15 protein-coding genes are annotated in these 13,883 nt (G+C 62.0%); 5 read left to right on the forward strand and 10 right to left on the reverse strand.

The genetic code is table 11. The annotated features are described in order from the left end of the window. Positions 1–824: pseudouridine-5'-phosphate glycosidase (locus EN749_RS17430; RefSeq protein ID WP_145990934.1), on the forward strand; the 824-nt coding region annotated here is incomplete at its 5' end. Between the two features lie 187 nt (positions 825–1,011). Here the strand turns inward: EN749_RS17430 and EN749_RS17435 are convergent. Further along, entirely contained in the window at positions 1,012–1,335 is a 324-nt protein-coding gene (locus tag EN749_RS17435) for a TfoX/Sxy family protein (RefSeq protein WP_127810659.1), read from the reverse strand. Positions 1,336–1,425: 90 nt separating this feature from the next. On the opposite strand from EN749_RS17435, the gene EN749_RS17440 reads away from it, so the two are divergent. Further along, entirely contained in the window at positions 1,426–1,923 is a 498-nt protein-coding gene (locus EN749_RS17440) for a GFA family protein (RefSeq protein ID WP_128363601.1), read from the forward strand. Positions 1,924–2,108: 185 nt separating this feature from the next. Here the strand turns inward: EN749_RS17440 and sufA are convergent, their stop codons facing one another. Then, positions 2,109–2,486: a Fe-S cluster assembly scaffold SufA gene (gene sufA / locus EN749_RS17445; protein WP_128289732.1), complete on the reverse strand. Its 378-nt coding sequence runs from the start codon at positions 2,484–2,486 to the stop codon at positions 2,109–2,111. Positions 2,487–2,630: 144 nt separating this feature from the next. Here sufA and EN749_RS17450 point away from each other — a divergent pair, with 144 nt between their 5' ends. Beyond that, the gene (locus EN749_RS17450) at positions 2,631–3,149 is read left to right on the forward strand and encodes a hypothetical protein (protein WP_127381281.1); all 519 of its coding nucleotides are present in this window, start codon (positions 2,631–2,633) and stop codon (positions 3,147–3,149) included. Between the two features lie 2 nt (positions 3,150–3,151). Here EN749_RS17450 and EN749_RS17455 read toward each other — a convergent pair whose 3' ends face one another. The 6 genes from EN749_RS17455 to EN749_RS17480 form a co-directional block, all read right to left on the reverse strand. Beyond that, entirely contained in the window at positions 3,152–3,544 is a 393-nt protein-coding gene (locus tag EN749_RS17455; RefSeq protein ID WP_127329623.1) for an SUF system Fe-S cluster assembly protein, read from the reverse strand. Positions 3,545–3,565: 21 nt separating this feature from the next. After that, entirely contained in the window at positions 3,566–4,810 is a 1,245-nt protein-coding gene (locus EN749_RS17460) for a cysteine desulfurase (RefSeq protein WP_128289735.1), read from the reverse strand. A gap of 4 nt (positions 4,811–4,814) precedes the next feature. After that, positions 4,815–6,083, reverse strand: coding sequence for a Fe-S cluster assembly protein SufD (gene sufD / locus EN749_RS17465; RefSeq protein ID WP_127396622.1), 1,269 nt, complete (start codon positions 6,081–6,083; stop codon positions 4,815–4,817). A 19-nt stretch (positions 6,084–6,102) separates the two neighbouring features. Continuing rightward, positions 6,103–6,858, reverse strand: a complete 756-nt coding sequence (gene sufC / locus EN749_RS17470; RefSeq protein ID WP_023810312.1) for a Fe-S cluster assembly ATPase SufC — start codon at positions 6,856–6,858, stop codon at positions 6,103–6,105. Positions 6,859–6,885: 27 nt separating this feature from the next. Next, positions 6,886–8,403, reverse strand: a complete 1,518-nt coding sequence (gene sufB, locus EN749_RS17475) for a Fe-S cluster assembly protein SufB (protein ID WP_127319478.1) — start codon at positions 8,401–8,403, stop codon at positions 6,886–6,888. 187 nt (positions 8,404–8,590) lie between these two features. After that, positions 8,591–9,754 (reverse strand): cysteine desulfurase family protein, encoded by a 1,164-nt coding sequence (locus EN749_RS17480; RefSeq protein WP_128363602.1) that lies wholly within the window; start codon positions 9,752–9,754, stop codon positions 8,591–8,593. A 236-nt stretch (positions 9,755–9,990) separates the two neighbouring features. Between EN749_RS17480 and EN749_RS17485 the strand changes: the two genes are divergently transcribed. Together EN749_RS17485 and EN749_RS17490 are read left to right on the forward strand one after the other, a co-directional pair. Next, entirely contained in the window at positions 9,991–10,665 is a 675-nt protein-coding gene (locus tag EN749_RS17485; protein WP_023669128.1) for an alpha/beta hydrolase, read from the forward strand. Between the two features lie 21 nt (positions 10,666–10,686). Next, positions 10,687–11,337: an FMN-binding negative transcriptional regulator gene (locus EN749_RS17490; RefSeq protein WP_128363603.1), complete on the forward strand. Its 651-nt coding sequence runs from the start codon at positions 10,687–10,689 to the stop codon at positions 11,335–11,337. Here EN749_RS17490 and EN749_RS17495 read toward each other — a convergent pair. Together EN749_RS17495 and EN749_RS17500 are read right to left on the reverse strand one after the other, a co-directional pair. After that, complete coding sequence (locus EN749_RS17495) at positions 11,313–12,179, reverse strand: phosphatase PAP2 family protein (protein ID WP_128363604.1); 867 nt, start codon at positions 12,177–12,179, stop codon at positions 11,313–11,315. The two genes, EN749_RS17490 and EN749_RS17495, sit on opposite strands and share 25 nt — an antisense overlap. Positions 12,180–12,224: 45 nt before the next feature. Next, positions 12,225–13,868: a glycosyltransferase family 39 protein gene (locus EN749_RS17500; RefSeq protein WP_128363605.1), complete on the reverse strand. Its 1,644-nt coding sequence runs from the start codon at positions 13,866–13,868 to the stop codon at positions 12,225–12,227. Positions 13,869–13,883: the final 15 nt, after the last annotated feature.

Below are 13,883 nucleotides of genomic sequence, written 5' to 3' on the forward strand. Positions count from 1 at the left end.
CCATCATCACCCATGGCATGCCCTACCCCGACAATGGCGCCATGGCGGCCGACGTGGAAAAGATCATCACCGATGGCGGCGCCGTGCCGGCGACGATCGCCGTGGTTGGCGGCCGCATCAAGATCGGGCTTTCGGACGGCGAGCGCGAATCGCTGGCGATGACGGGCGACGCCATGAAGCTGTCGCGCGCCGATCTCGGTTTTGCCGTGGCGCAAGGGCGCACCGGTGGCACCACGGTCGCCGCCACGATGATCGCGGCGCATATGGTCGGCATAAAAGTGTTCGCCACCGGCGGCATCGGCGGCGTGCACAAGGGCGCCGAAAAGAGTTTTGATATTTCCGCCGATCTCGACGAGCTGGCGCGCACGCCGGTCATCGTCGTCTCGGCCGGCGCCAAGGCCATTCTCGACATCGAAAAGACGCTGGAAGTGCTGGAGACGCGCGGCGTGCCGGTGGTCGGCCTTGGCTGCGAGACGATGCCAGCCTTCTGGTCCAGGCATTCGCCGTTCCGCGCGCCGCTGACCTTGCACGAGCCGGAAGAGATCGCGCATTTCTACCAGACGAGGGCAGCGCTGGGGCTCGCCGGCGGCATGCTGATTGCCAATCCTGTGCCGGAAAACCATGAAATCCCGGCAGAGGAGATGGCCGGCTATATCGAGGCCGCGCAGAAGGCCGCCGAGGCGCTCAACGTGACCGGCAAGGCGGTGACACCCTTCCTGCTGTCCAAAATCCTCGAACTGACCGGCGGCAAGAGCCTGAAGACGAACATCGCGCTGGTCGAGAATAATGCGCGGCTGGCGGCGAGGATTGCGAAGGCGCTTTAGGGTCACGCAGCGAAGGTTCCCCCTCACCCGGATTCCCAAGACCGAATTGCAAAGAACAGTTCGGGGCAATCCGACCTCTCCCCGAGGGGAGAGGAGCTTGCAGCGCCGACGTCGACCTCTTCTCCCCTCGGGGAGAAGGTGGCCGCGAAGCGGACGGATGAGGGGGTGGCCTCGCGCTTGCGGGAATCTACTTCCCCGCCCGACGCCCCGCCTCATACGCCCGCCGTGCCCACACCGTCATCTCGTCGGGATCATCGAAAGCGCTGTCTGGAACGCTCCAGTAGGGCATGGCGACCAGCTTGCCGTGGCGCGAGCCGGTATAGGTCCATTGCGTGCAGCCGGCGGCCTCGAACTCGGGCACGCTTTGCTCGTCGGCCTTCAACAGCAATTCGCCACGCAGCACGATGGCGACGATGACACCGTCGAAATAGATGCCCTTGCCGCCGAACAGTTTTCGGATGCTGACAGGGCCGAGGCCCTCGAACAGTTCGGCGATGCGTTCATTGTCCATGCCGCGATCATGTCACCGGCGTTTGGCCTTGTCATCGCGCAACCAAAATCATGCTGACAGGTTGTGTGAGGTCGATCGGAGTTTCCCGCTATGCCCGTTCTGCTCAAAGGCTCCTGCCGCTGCAATGCCGTCCGTTTCGAGGTGGAGAGCCACACGCCGGCGCCATTCATGCTGTGCTACTGCTCGATCTGCCGCAAGCAGCAGGGCGGCGGGGGGTTTGCCATCAATCTCGGTGCCGACAACGAAACACTGAACATCAGGGGCAAGCGCAGCCTCGGCGTCTTTCGGGCGGAGATCGAGGACGACGAGCATCCGCATTGCGAAATCTCAACCGGCGAGCGCAATTTCTGCAAGAAATGCGGCTCAGCCCTTTGGCTCTACGACCCGACATGGCCGGAGCTGGTGCATCCCTTCGCCTCGGCGATCGACAGCGATTTACCCATTCCGCCGAGTCGGGTGCACCTCATGCTGAAATACAAGGCGAACTGGGTCGAGCCGGTGGTTGGCAAGCATGACAAGGTCTTCGACGTCTATCCCGAGGAATCGATCGCCAACTGGCACAAGCGGACAGGCATGTGGGTGGAGTGAATTTCTTCGCGCCGTTTACGGGGAGGTGAGGAATGATCCGCGCAGCGGACGAAAAGCCAATTGCTTGGCCTTCGAACGACGAACGCCGGCAGATGAGGAGCGGCGCTAACTTTGGAGAGGCCGGCGCTGCCCCTCATCCGTCACTTCGTGACACCTTCTCCCCGTAAACGGGGCGAAGGAAAAACTCAGGAAGCGCGTGCCTCTGCCAGCGCCTTCAGGTCGGCCGGCTTCAGTTCGACGGATTCGCCGCAGCCGCAGGCCGAACTCTGGTTCGGATTGTGGAAGGTGAAGCCGGTGCGCAGCGTCGTCTGCTCGAAATCCATCTCGGTGCCGAACAGGAAAAGTGCGGCTTCAGGCGCGACATAGACATGGGCGCCGTCGCGCTCGATATGGTCGTCCTTGGTATTGGGCTCGGTCACCAGATCGACCGTATATTCCATGCCGGCGCAGCCGCCCTTCTTGATACCGAGGCGGATGCCGTGCGCGCTGTCGCGGGTGGCAACGATCTCGCGCACCCGGTCGGCGGCCTTTTCGGTCATCGTGATGACGGCGAAGCGTCCCATTCTTTTTCTCCAACCCGTTCAAGTTCAAGGCTTGTCGGACTTCACATAGATGGTTGAAACAATGATAAATGACAAGAGCGGAACGCAAATCGAGCGCCCGGAAGCACATCCGACTGTCAAGGAATCGAGCTGAGCATGCCGTCAATGACAGATACAAATCAGGTGATTGTTTTCACCGAGAACCCCGAACGAGTTATGCCTCGTATGCTCGTACTGTTAGCCATCGCAATGTTCCTGGGGCTTGGAGCATTGTTTCAAACGGATAAGCCCATGCCAATCAGAGTGGGAACCGGTATTCTCGTCTTTTTCCTGGCTTCAGTTTCTCTGCATTCAACCGTGAGATTACTAAGAGGGCGGTATCGTGCAGTAACCATTGGACCAAACGGCTTCCAGTGCAATGAGATCGCTCCTCAATTTGTCCCTTGGTCAGCTGTGACTAGCATGTCGGAAGTGCCCATTTCTTTTCGTGGTCGATATCAATTCTCTGTAGTCGAGGTGAGAATCGAGGAATCCAGTTGGAAAGACCTCTCTCTGACCAAGGCCGCAAAATTAAACAAATTTCAAACTGGATCCATGTGGATACCGTCTGTAGGCGCGGAGACAAGCTTTGAGAGCTTCTTCGCCACTGTGAAGTCATACGCCAGCGCTCATGGCGTGGACTAAGGTCAATACCAACCCACCGCCACCTGCGCCTCTTCCGACATGCGGTCAGCCGACCATGGCGGGTCGAAAGTCATGTTGACCTCGACGCCGGACACGCCTTCGACGGCGCCGACGGCATTCTCCACCCAGCCGGGCATTTCGCCGGCGACAGGGCAGCCCGGAGCGGTCAGCGTCATGTCGATCTTGACCGAGCGGTCGTCCTCGATGTCGATCTTGTAGATGAGGCCGAGCTCGTAGATATCGGCCGGGATTTCCGGATCGTAGACGGTCTTCAGCGCCGAGACGATGTCGTCGGTCAGCCGCGCCAGCTCGTCGGCGGGGATGGCCGATCCCGAAACCAGCGCATTGGGCGCGGTTTCCGGAGTGGTCTCGGCAGCGATGCTTGCATCATCCATGGTCGTCACCCAAAAAACTCGTCATCCGAAGAATTTGCGCGCTTTTTCAAGCGCCTCGGCCAAAGCGTCGACTTCGGCCCTGGTATTATACATGCCGAACGATGCCCTGCATGTGGAGGTTACGCCGAACCGTTTCAACAGCGGCTGGGCGCAATGGGTGCCGGCGCGGACAGCAACGCCCTGCCTGTCTATCACCATCGACACGTCATGCGCATGAATGCCTTGCAGTTCGAACGAGATGATGGCGCCCTTGCCGGGCGCATCACCGAAGATGCGCAGCGAATTGATGGAGCGCAGCCGCTCATGCGCGTAGTTCTTGAGGTCTTCCTCATGGGCTGCAATGCGCTCGCGGCCGATCGTTTCCATATAGTCGAGCGCGGCACCCAGCCCGATCGCCTGGACGATCGGCGGGGTGCCGGCTTCGAAACGGTGCGGCGGCTCGTTGTAGGTGACGATGTCTTCCGTCACCTCCTCGATCATCTCGCCGCCGCCCATGAAGGGCCGCATGCCAGCGAGAATGTCCTTCTTGCCGTAGAGCACGCCGATGCCCGACGGGCCATAAACCTTGTGCCCGGTGAAGACGAAAAAGTCGCAGTCGAGATCCTGCACGTCGATAGGCATATGCACGGCGCTCTGACTGCCGTCGACCAGCACCGGAATTCCGCGCGCATGCGCAATGCGCACGATCTCCTTGATCGGCGTCACCGTGCCCAGCGCATTCGACATCTGCGTGATGGCGACCAGTTTGGTGCGCTCGGTCAGCCGCTTCTCGAATTCCTCGATGTGGAAAACGCCGAGATCGTCGACCGGCACCCAGACCAGTTTGGCGCCCTGCCGCTCGCGGATGAAATGCCACGGGACGATGTTGGAGTGGTGCTCCATGATCGACAGCACGATCTCGTCGCCCTCGCCGATGTTGGGCATGCCATAGCCATAGGCGACCGTGTTGATGGCCGAAGTCGTGTTCGAGGTGAAGATGATGTTGTCGGTGCTCGGCGCGTTTAGGAAGCGGCGCACCGTCTCTCGGGCCTTTTCGTAGGCGTCGGTCGCGGCGTTCGACAGAAAATGCAGGCCGCGGTGGACGTTGGCGTATTCCTGGGAATAGGCATGCTGGATTGTGTCCAGCACCGCCTGCGGCTTCTGTGCCGAGGCGCCATTGTCGAGATAGACCAGCGGCTTGCCATAGACTTCCCGCGACAGGATCGGGAAATCGCGGCGGATCGCTTCGACGTCGTAGAAATCTCCGATCTTGCCCGGTGCGTTCATCAGATCACCCGTGTGCCGCGAACCAGCCGTCGAGCCGCGCTTCCAGCGCTTCGACGATCGCCTCGTCGTCAAGTTCCTCGATCACCTCCGCGACGAAGGCCTTCACCAGCAACCCCCGTGCGCTTTTCTCGTCGACGCCACGCGCCATCAGGTAGAACAGATGGTTGTGGTCGATTTCGGTGACCGTCGCGCCGTGGCCGCAAATCACGTCGTCGGCGAAGATTTCAAGCTCGGGCTTGGTCGAGAACTCGCCATCGTCCGACAGCAACAGCGTGTTGCAGGCCATCTTGGCGTTGGTCTTCTGCGCATATTGATGGACGTTGATGCGGCCCTGGAACACACCGCGCGCCTTGCCCGTCACCACATTGCGGATGATCTCCGTCGAGGTCGTGTGCGGCACGGCATGGTCGAGAACCATGGTCACGTCGGTGTGGGTGTCGCCGGCCAGGAGGTTGATGCCGCGAAGCTTGAAATCGGCGCCTTCGCCAGTCGTCCTGACCATGATCTCCTGGCGCACGAGCTTGCCGCCGGCATTCATGACGAACAGCGTCAGTTTCGCATTCTTGCCGATATGGGCCTTGAACTGCGCCAGATGCGTCGCTGTTTCCGGCTGCTCCTGGACGATCAGCCACGTCACCTCGGCGCCCTCGTCGAGCACGATCTGGCTGACCGAGCTGCCCAAGGCAGCGCCATCACCCGTCTGCCGTTCGACAATAACGGCCTTGGCGCCGGCGCCGACGCGAACGGCCAGGCGCACATGGGTCTGGCCGCCGGCCTGCAGGTTCTGCAGCTCGACCGGCTTTTCAAGTTCCACACCATCGGCGATGTCGACAAAATACCCGTCGGCGACAAAAGCCGTGTTCAGCGCGCCAATGGCATCGTCGCTGCCATAGGGGTCGAGCCCAGGTGCTGCGCTGCCGTCGACCAGCTTTTCCGACAGGCGCTGGAAAGAGACGCCTTCAAGAACCGGCACTTTGGCGTCGGACTTGCCATTCAGGATCGACACCACGGTGGAACTGTCGACGATCGGGGCGATGGCTTTGGCCATGGCGGCCGGGTCGAAGTCCGGCACGGTATTCAGCAACCGGCGCAGGTCGGTGTAGTGCCAGGATTCGACACGCCGCGTCGGCAGGCCGTGCTTGATCGTCTCGATGGCGTCGTCGCGCTTCAGCATCACCGCGCCGTCGCCCGGCAGCAGCGACAACCGGTCGCCGAAGGCGTCGATCAACGCTGTTTCGGCCGGTGTCCGCTGCGGTTGTGCGTGCATATTCATCAAACTGCCCTCTGGCATCTCACGCTGCTTCGCCGATCACGCCGGCATAGCCATTGGCTTCCAGGTCGAGCGCCAGCGACTTATCGCCTGACTTGATGACCTGACCCTTGTAGAGCACGTGCACGGTGTCGGGCACGATGTGCTCAAGCAGGCGCTGGTAGTGGGTGATGACCAGGAACGCCCGGTCCGGCGCGCGCAGCGCGTTGACGCCGTCGGACACGATCTTCAGCGCATCGATGTCGAGGCCGGAATCGGTCTCGTCGAGCACGCACAGTTTCGGCTCCAGCAGCTTCATCTGCAGGATCTCCGCCCGCTTCTTCTCGCCACCGGAGAAGCCGACATTGAGCGGCCGCTTGAGCATCGCCATATCCATGCTGAGCGAGGCGGCGGCTTCCTTCACGCGCTTCAAAAATTCCGGGATCTTCAGCGGCTCCTCGCCACGCGCCTTGCGCTGCTCGTTCATCGCCACCTTCAGGAATTCCATGGTGGCGACGCCCGGTATCTCCATCGGATACTGGAAGGCGAGGAAAATGCCTGACGTGGCGCGCTCGGCCGGATCCATTTCGAGGATCGACTGGCCGTTGTAGAGGATGTCGCCTTCGGTCACCTCATAGTCCTCGCGGCCGGCGAGGATGTAGGACAGCGTCGATTTTCCCGAACCGTTCGGCCCCATGATCGCGGCGACCTCGCCGGCTTTCACCGTCAGGTTCAGGCCGCGGATGATTTCGGTGCCATCGTCGACGATGCGGGCGTGCAAATTTCTGATTTCAAGCATTTTTTCGTTTCCTGAATATATATCCGGTCAGCCGACCGAGCCCTCAAGGCTAATCCCGATCAGCTTCTGCGCCTCGACCGCGAACTCCATCGGCAGCTGCTGGATGACGTCCTTGACGAAGCCGTTGACGATCAGCGCGATCGCTTCCTCTTCAGGGATACCGCGCTGCATGACATAGAATTTCTGGTCCTCGGAAATCTTCGACGTCGTCGCTTCGTGCTCGAACTGCGCCGTCGAGTTCTTGGCTTCCATGTAGGGCACGGTGTGCGCGCCGCACTGGTCGCCGATCAGCAGACTGTCGCAGTTGGTGAAGTTGCGGGCGTTGGTCGCCTTGCGGTGCGCCGAGACCTGGCCGCGATAGGTGTTCTGCGAGAAGCCGGCGGCGATGCCCTTGGAGATGATGCGGCTCGACGTGTTCTTGCCGAGATGGATCATCTTGGTGCCGCTGTCGACCTGCTGGTAGCCGTTCGACACGGCGATCGAATAGAACTCACCTTGGGAATCGTCACCGCGCAGGATGCAGCTCGGATATTTCCAGGTGATCGCCGAACCGGTCTCGACCTGCGTCCACGAAATCTTCGAGCGGTCGCCACGGCAGTCGCCGCGCTTAGTGACGAAGTTGTAGATGCCGCCCTTGCCCTCGGCGTCGCCGGGGTACCAGTTCTGCACCGTGGAATATTTGATCTCGGCATCGTCGAGCGCTACCAGTTCGACGACCGCCGCGTGCAACTGGTTCTCGTCGCGTTGCGGCGCCGTGCAGCCCTCGAGATAGGAGACGTAAGCCCCCTCCTCGGCAATGATCAGCGTGCGCTCGAACTGGCCGGTGTTCTTCTCGTTCATGCGGAAATAGGTCGACAGCTCCATCGGGCAGCGCACGCCCTTGGGCACGAAGACGAACGAGCCGTCGGTGAACACAGCCGAATTCAGCGTGGCGTAGTAATTGTCGGAGGTCGGCACGACCGAACCAAGATATTTCTTCACCAGCTCCGGATGCTCGCGGATGGCTTCCGAGATCGAGCAGAAGATGACGCCGGCCTGCGCCAGTTCCTTCTTGAAGGTGGTGACGACGGAGACGGAATCGAACACGGCGTCGACAGCGACGCGGCCCGATTTGTAGACGTTATCGCTGACTTCCTCGAGCTCCGAGGCGTCGGTCTTCTGCACGCCGGCAAGGATTTCCTGCTCCCGCAGCGGAATGCCAAGCTTTTCGTAGACTTTCAACAGTTCGGGATCGACATCGCTGAGCGAGGTCGGGCCGGGCGTGCTCTTGGGCGCCGCATAGAAATAGATGTCCTGGAAATCGATCTTCGGATAGTGGACGCGCGCCCAGGTCGGCTCGTCAAGCGTCAGCCAGCGGCGATACGCTTCCAGACGCCATTCCAGCATCCAGGACGGTTCGTCCTTCTTGGCCGAAATGAAACGGATGATGTCTTCGCTGAGGCCCTTGGGGGCCTTGTCCATCGCGATTTCGGTCTGGAATCCGTATTTGTATTGGTCGACGTCGATCTTTCGGACCCGATCGATCGTGTCCTGCACAGCAGGCATATGCGTTCTCCATCCACGCCGGGGTCAAGGCCCGACAGTTTTCAAACTATGGCACCGCCAAAAACGAACCCCGAAGAGGTGCTCGCGGCAGCGTAAGTTTAATATAGTGCGCTTCGACCGGGAATTCACCCGGCCAGCATGAAACGCACGGCTCTACCAGGCCGAAAGGCCCAAATTCGTCCAACCGCTACGCGGCCCGTTCTCTATCCGCCCTACGTGCGGTAATTCCCGCCAGTGCGACGCGAAACAGCTCGATGTCTTCCGCGCCGGTCGCCGGTCCGATCGACACCCGCAAGGCGCCGAGACTGTCGCCGTATCCCATGGCTTTCAGCACATGGCTCGGTCCGACCTTGCCAGACGAACAGGCAGAGCCGGCCGACAACGCTACACCGGCCAGATCGAAGGCGATCTGCGCGGTTTCGGCTTTGACGCCCGCAATAGCGAAGAATGCCGTATTGGCAAGCCTTGGCGCACCGGTTCCGAAGATTTCCGCGTCCGGCACCAGCGATTTGACGATGGCCTCGATCTCGTCGCGGCGCTGGCGCACCGCATCCGTGGCCGGCAATCCGGCCAGGGCCTCGTGGGCAGCCGCGCCAAAACCGGCAATGGCAGCGAGATTTTCGGTGCCGCCGCGATGGCCCTTTTCCTGGCCGCCGCCATTGATCAACGGCTTCGGCATCATCAGGTCAGAGGCGGCGACGATGGCGCCCACGCCCTTGGGACCACCGATCTTGTGCGACGACAGAATCAGATAATCGGCGTAACCCGCTGATAGATCGATCGGAACACGCCCAGCGGCCTGCACGGCGTCGACTATGAGGATGCCGCCCGCCGCCTTGACGATCCCGGCGATGCGATGGATCGGCTGGATGACGCCGGTTTCGTTGTTGGCGGCGTGGATGGCGACCAGCGGCAGGCCTTCGCTCTTGTCGTGACCGCCGAGGGCCGACGCCAAGGCGCCGAGATCGGCGATGCCGTTGGCGTCGACGCCGATCCGCGTCACCTGCGCTGCGGGGAACCGTCCGCCGTTCAACAGGCAGGGATGATCGGCCTCCGACACGTAAAGCCGGCTCATACGCACCGTGCCGCGCCCCATCTGCCAGTCGGGTGACAGCAGCGTCGAGGCTGCTTCCGTGGCACCGGAGGTGAACACGACATGCTCCGCCTTGGCGTTGACTAGCGCCGCCACCTCACGCCTGGCGGTCTCGATCAGGCGGCGGGCCGCGCGCCCCTCGACGTGAACCGATGACGGATTGGCCGCGACGTCAAGGGCCGCGACCATAGCCTCGCGGGCCACGGCAAGCAGCGGCGCACTGGCATTGTAGTCGAGATAGGCGCGTATTCCGGCCATTTTCGTCCGTCAAATCCCGTCAGAAGCCATTCCGCTGTCGTATGGCGTTATTTCCTTGAAATTCCAAGGCGAGCCGTCCTATTTACGCGGCTTGCGGCGCGGGTGGCCGGGCTCGATGTCTTGCCACTCAGTTTTGAACAATTCTAAACTAGCTTCTAAGAAGACGCTCGCCCTGCGTCAAGGCCAGAGGAAACGTTCCAGGCACCGCGCGTTCGTATTACCAAGTGGAGTATTTTATGCCTGAGGTCATTTTCACCGGTCCTGCCGGCCGCCTGGAGGGTCGCTATCAGCCTTCCAAGGAAAAGAGCGCGCCGATTGCCATCGTCCTGCACCCGCACCCGCAATTCGGCGGCACGATGAACAACAAGATCGTCTACGACCTCTTCTACATGTTCCAGAAGCGGGATTTCACCACGCTTCGCTTCAATTTCCGCGGCATCGGCCGCAGCCAGGGCGAGTTCGACCATGGCACCGGCGAACTGTCGGACGCCGCCGCCGCTTTGGACTGGGTGCAGTCGCTGCATCCCGATTCCAAGAGCTGCTGGGTCGCCGGCTACTCCTTTGGCTCCTGGATCGGCATGCAGCTTCTGATGCGCCGGCCGGAGATCGAAGGCTTCATTTCGATCGCGCCGCAGCCCAACACCTATGATTTCTCGTTCCTGGCGCCCTGCCCGTCATCGGGCCTGATCATCCATGGCGATGCCGACAAGGTGGCGCCGCCGAAGGATGTGCAGGGTCTGGTCGACAAGCTGCACACGCAGAAGGGCATCACCATCACGCAAAAGACCTTGCCCGGCGCCAACCATTTCTTCGCCAACGATGCCGACCTGCTGCTCGAGGAATGCGCCGACTATCTCGACCGCCGGCTGGCCGGCGAATTGTCGGATCCGCGTCCGAAGCGGCTGAGATAAACAAGGCAAGAACGGACGGCGATGTACGAACCTCCTCATTTCAGGGAAACGCGGCCGGAAATCCTGCACGGGCTGATCCGGACGCATCCGCTGGGCCTGTTGGTTTCCAACGGGCCCGATGGGCCGGTCGCCAACGCTGTCCCGTTCCTGCTCGACGCGGAAATCGGGCCTAACGGCAGGCTGCGCGCCCATCTGGCGCGGGCCAACCCGCAATGGCGCCTGTTGGCCGACAACCCGGCGTCCCCCGTGCTGATCGTCTTCCAGGGCAGCGATGCCTATGTGACGCCGTCCTGGTACGAGACCAAGCGCGAGACCGGGAAGGTGGTGCCAACCTGGAATTATGCCATCGTGCAGGTCCGCGGCACCGTCAAGGTGATGGATGACCAGGACTGGCTGGCGCAGCAGATCGCCGATCTGACCATATCCCAGGAAGGCGCCCGCGCCGCGCCCTGGGCGGTGACCGATGCGCCGGAGCCCTTCATCCAGTCGCAGATCAAGGGCATTATCGGGCTGGAAATCGAGATCAGCGAAATCCATGGCAAGTGGAAGGTCAGCCAGAACCGGCCGGTCGCCGATCGCGTCGGCGTTGCACAGGGGTTGGAAAGCGAAGACCACCAGTCGCCCGGCATGGCCGGCCTGGTCAGATCCTATGGCGGACTGGACGGCAACTGAACTTCGAATGCCCAGGCAGCCTTCCTTGTCGGTGCAATCAGTCGAAACGTCTTCTTGCGGACCGGCAGTCCCGACGGCATCGGCCGGAAGATAAAGCCGAGCCGGGCAAAGACCAGCCCGCAGGCGAGCGCGAAGCCGCAGCCAAGGCCGAAGCCGGCGACGGTGTCGCTGGGATAGTGCGCGCCAACGAAGATACGGGTCGAGGCGATACAAGCGGTGATCGCCAGGGCGATGTACCAGCGCCGCGGAAACAACAGCAAAGCGACCCCGAACACCGCGCCCATCGTCGTACCATGGCCGGACGGAAAGCCGGCGAAGCGCGCATCGAAAGCGAAGGGGTGCAGGGTCAGCACGCCAAAGTCCTCGTAATAGAGGGGGCGAGCCCGGCCAATGGCATATTTCAGCACATTGACGGCGATCCCCGACAGGCCGGTGGCGCACAGCACCAGAAAAGCCAGGCAGGTCCAGTTGTAGAGCAGCATCAGCGAGCGCCGGGAGAGGCTTCGCCAATCCGTCAGGTTGGCGGCGACAAGCAGAAGCACTGAGGGAATGAGATACCAGCCACCCAGGCCGAACTGGGTGAAAAAGTCGGCAGTCCGGGCAAATCCCGCCGACCACTTGCCGTGAAGCATTCCGGCCGGGGTGTCGAGACGAACAAACGCTGCCGCCGTCAGCAAAACCCAGACCAGCACCCAGACCGACCACAAAACGTTCGGGTATCTGGCCGGGCGGGTGGCAAGGCGGCTTTTGGCGATCTGCATCGTATCGCGAAAATTGTCGAGCGACCGGCGCCCTACCCCAAGGAGCAGGCTCGAAACGGGCGGGCGTGATTTCACCAGCATAGGAAATTCGACCCCATTGTCGCCGTCATGGGCATCGGCGAGCCGTCACTGGGTTACACGATAGAGGCCGAGCGACAGCTTGTCTCCCGACGAATAGTTGAGGCCGTCGACCTCGGCAACGCGGTTCGCCGACTTGCCTTGCGCCGCCAGCAACCCATTCAGTTTCTGCTCGTCGCCGACCTGCGCCAGAGCCAGGGCGCAGGCAGGATCGCCGAGCAGATGCTTGGCGACGCCATCGACATCGGTCAGGACGGTCTTGGTGCCGACCAGGAACACCAGGCTCGGCTCGTGATATTCCGCCGAAGCGAGCACCGTGGTGGCGCAAGGCCTGTTGGCCTGGAACGCCGCCTCGATCGCCGGGCTCAGCCAGATCGGTTTCAGCGAAGGCGCGATGACGCCGAACAACAGCCCATAGGTGATGCCCGCGCAGACGGCGATTGTGCCGATGCGCAAGAGCGGCACTTGCAGCTGTCGCGAAAAAGCGAAATATCCTGCCGCCAGCGCCGCCGCGGCGGCCGGGATGCTCCACCAGGAGAAGACGCCGGTGAGATAGATCGGCGCTCCCACGCAGACCACCGCCAGGCCAAGGCTGACCACGGCAAGACCGAATGCGGTCGACCACCACAACCAATCCTGCCAGCGCCTGAGCGGCGCATTCGCCTCCTGCGGCGGCAAGGTCAGCAGCCAGCCGATCAGCAGCGCCATGCCGGGATAGGCCGGCAAGACATAGTGCGGCAGCTTGGTCGGGATCAGTTCGAACACCAGCCAGAACGGAATGTACCAGGCGAGGCAGAAACGCAGCCGGGGATCGTCGCGCAGACGGTTGAGGGCCTGCAGCCCGGCGCCGACCGCGATCAGACCGAACGGCCACATGAACAAGGAATAGGTCAGCATGTAGAAACCGGGCGGCAGACCGTGCGATTCCTCCCCCGAGGCGACCTTGGCCATCATGTCCTTGCCGACGGCATCACTGAGGAAGGCGCCGCCGCTCTTCCAGGTGATGAGGGCGACCCAGGGCAGCACGATGAGCAGCACCAGGGCGACACCGCGCACAAGCTTCAGCTTCAGGAGCCAGCGCCAGTCGCGCTCGAAGGCAAACAAGGCGGCGACCGTAAGCACCGACAACAGCGGAGCCACCGGCCCCTTGATGAGGATTCCAAGGCCTTGAGCGGCCCAGAAAATCCACGGCAGATGGGCGGCTACCGGTTCGTTGCGGCGCGCTGCCAGATAGATCTGGGCGAGCGCGCCTTGCGCCGCCACGCAGCAGGCCAGCAGCATGGCGTCGGTCTTGGCGTCACGACCCTCGAAGGCGGTGGCGAAGATGGCCGCCATCATCAGGCCGGCGGCGAGACCGGCATTGGCCCCGAACAGCTTGGTGCCTGTCCAGGCAATGCCGACGACGGCCAAGGCAATGCCAAGCATGGAGACGAGGCGGTAGACCCAGATCGGCGCCGCCGCCCCCTCGCCGCTCAGCGCCACGGCCGCCGATTGCAGCCAGTAGATGCCGATCGGCTTCTTGTAGCGCGAGGCATCCTGAAAACGGATGTCGACATAGTCGGACGTTTCGACCATCTGCTTGGTGGCCTGGACAAAACGGGATTCGTCCCGGTCGACGGGTGGAAGGCTCGCCAGTCCGCTGAAAGTCATCAGCACGCTGAACAGAAAGAGAAAAAGATAGTTCCTGTTCATCGCGGAGCTTTCCGG

Source organism: Mesorhizobium sp. M7A.F.Ca.ET.027.02.1.1, assembly GCF_004022985.1.
GTDB lineage: Bacteria > Pseudomonadota > Alphaproteobacteria > Rhizobiales > Rhizobiaceae > Mesorhizobium.

What these genes read in the sequence shown, in the direction of transcription:
- sufB (WP_127319478.1), bottom strand. Translation starts at nt 8,403, where the DNA reads ATGCCTGCTGTGCAGGACACGATCGATCGGGTCCGAAAGATCGACGTC.
- EN749_RS17435 (WP_127810659.1), bottom strand. Translation starts at nt 1,335, where the DNA reads ATGGACAATGAACGCATCGCCGAACTGTTCGAGGGCCTCGGCCCTGTC.
- EN749_RS17490 (WP_128363603.1), top strand. Translation starts at nt 10,687, where the DNA reads ATGTACGAACCTCCTCATTTCAGGGAAACGCGGCCGGAAATCCTGCAC.
- sufD (WP_127396622.1), bottom strand. Translation starts at nt 6,083, where the DNA reads ATGAATATGCACGCACAACCGCAGCGGACACCGGCCGAAACAGCGTTG.
- sufA (WP_128289732.1), bottom strand. Translation starts at nt 2,486, where the DNA reads ATGGGACGCTTCGCCGTCATCACGATGACCGAAAAGGCCGCCGACCGG.
- EN749_RS17455 (WP_127329623.1), bottom strand. Translation starts at nt 3,544, where the DNA reads ATGGATGATGCAAGCATCGCTGCCGAGACCACTCCGGAAACCGCGCCC.
- EN749_RS17480 (WP_128363602.1), bottom strand. Translation starts at nt 9,754, where the DNA reads ATGGCCGGAATACGCGCCTATCTCGACTACAATGCCAGTGCGCCGCTG.
- EN749_RS17485 (WP_023669128.1), top strand. Translation starts at nt 9,991, where the DNA reads ATGCCTGAGGTCATTTTCACCGGTCCTGCCGGCCGCCTGGAGGGTCGC.
- EN749_RS17495 (WP_128363604.1), bottom strand. Translation starts at nt 12,179, where the DNA reads ATGCTGGTGAAATCACGCCCGCCCGTTTCGAGCCTGCTCCTTGGGGTA.
- sufC (WP_023810312.1), bottom strand. Translation starts at nt 6,858, where the DNA reads ATGCTTGAAATCAGAAATTTGCACGCCCGCATCGTCGACGATGGCACC.
- EN749_RS17440 (WP_128363601.1), top strand. Translation starts at nt 1,426, where the DNA reads ATGCCCGTTCTGCTCAAAGGCTCCTGCCGCTGCAATGCCGTCCGTTTC.
- EN749_RS17450 (WP_127381281.1), top strand. Translation starts at nt 2,631, where the DNA reads ATGACAGATACAAATCAGGTGATTGTTTTCACCGAGAACCCCGAACGA.
- EN749_RS17460 (WP_128289735.1), bottom strand. Translation starts at nt 4,810, where the DNA reads ATGAACGCACCGGGCAAGATCGGAGATTTCTACGACGTCGAAGCGATC.
- EN749_RS17500 (WP_128363605.1), bottom strand. Translation starts at nt 13,868, where the DNA reads ATGAACAGGAACTATCTTTTTCTCTTTCTGTTCAGCGTGCTGATGACT.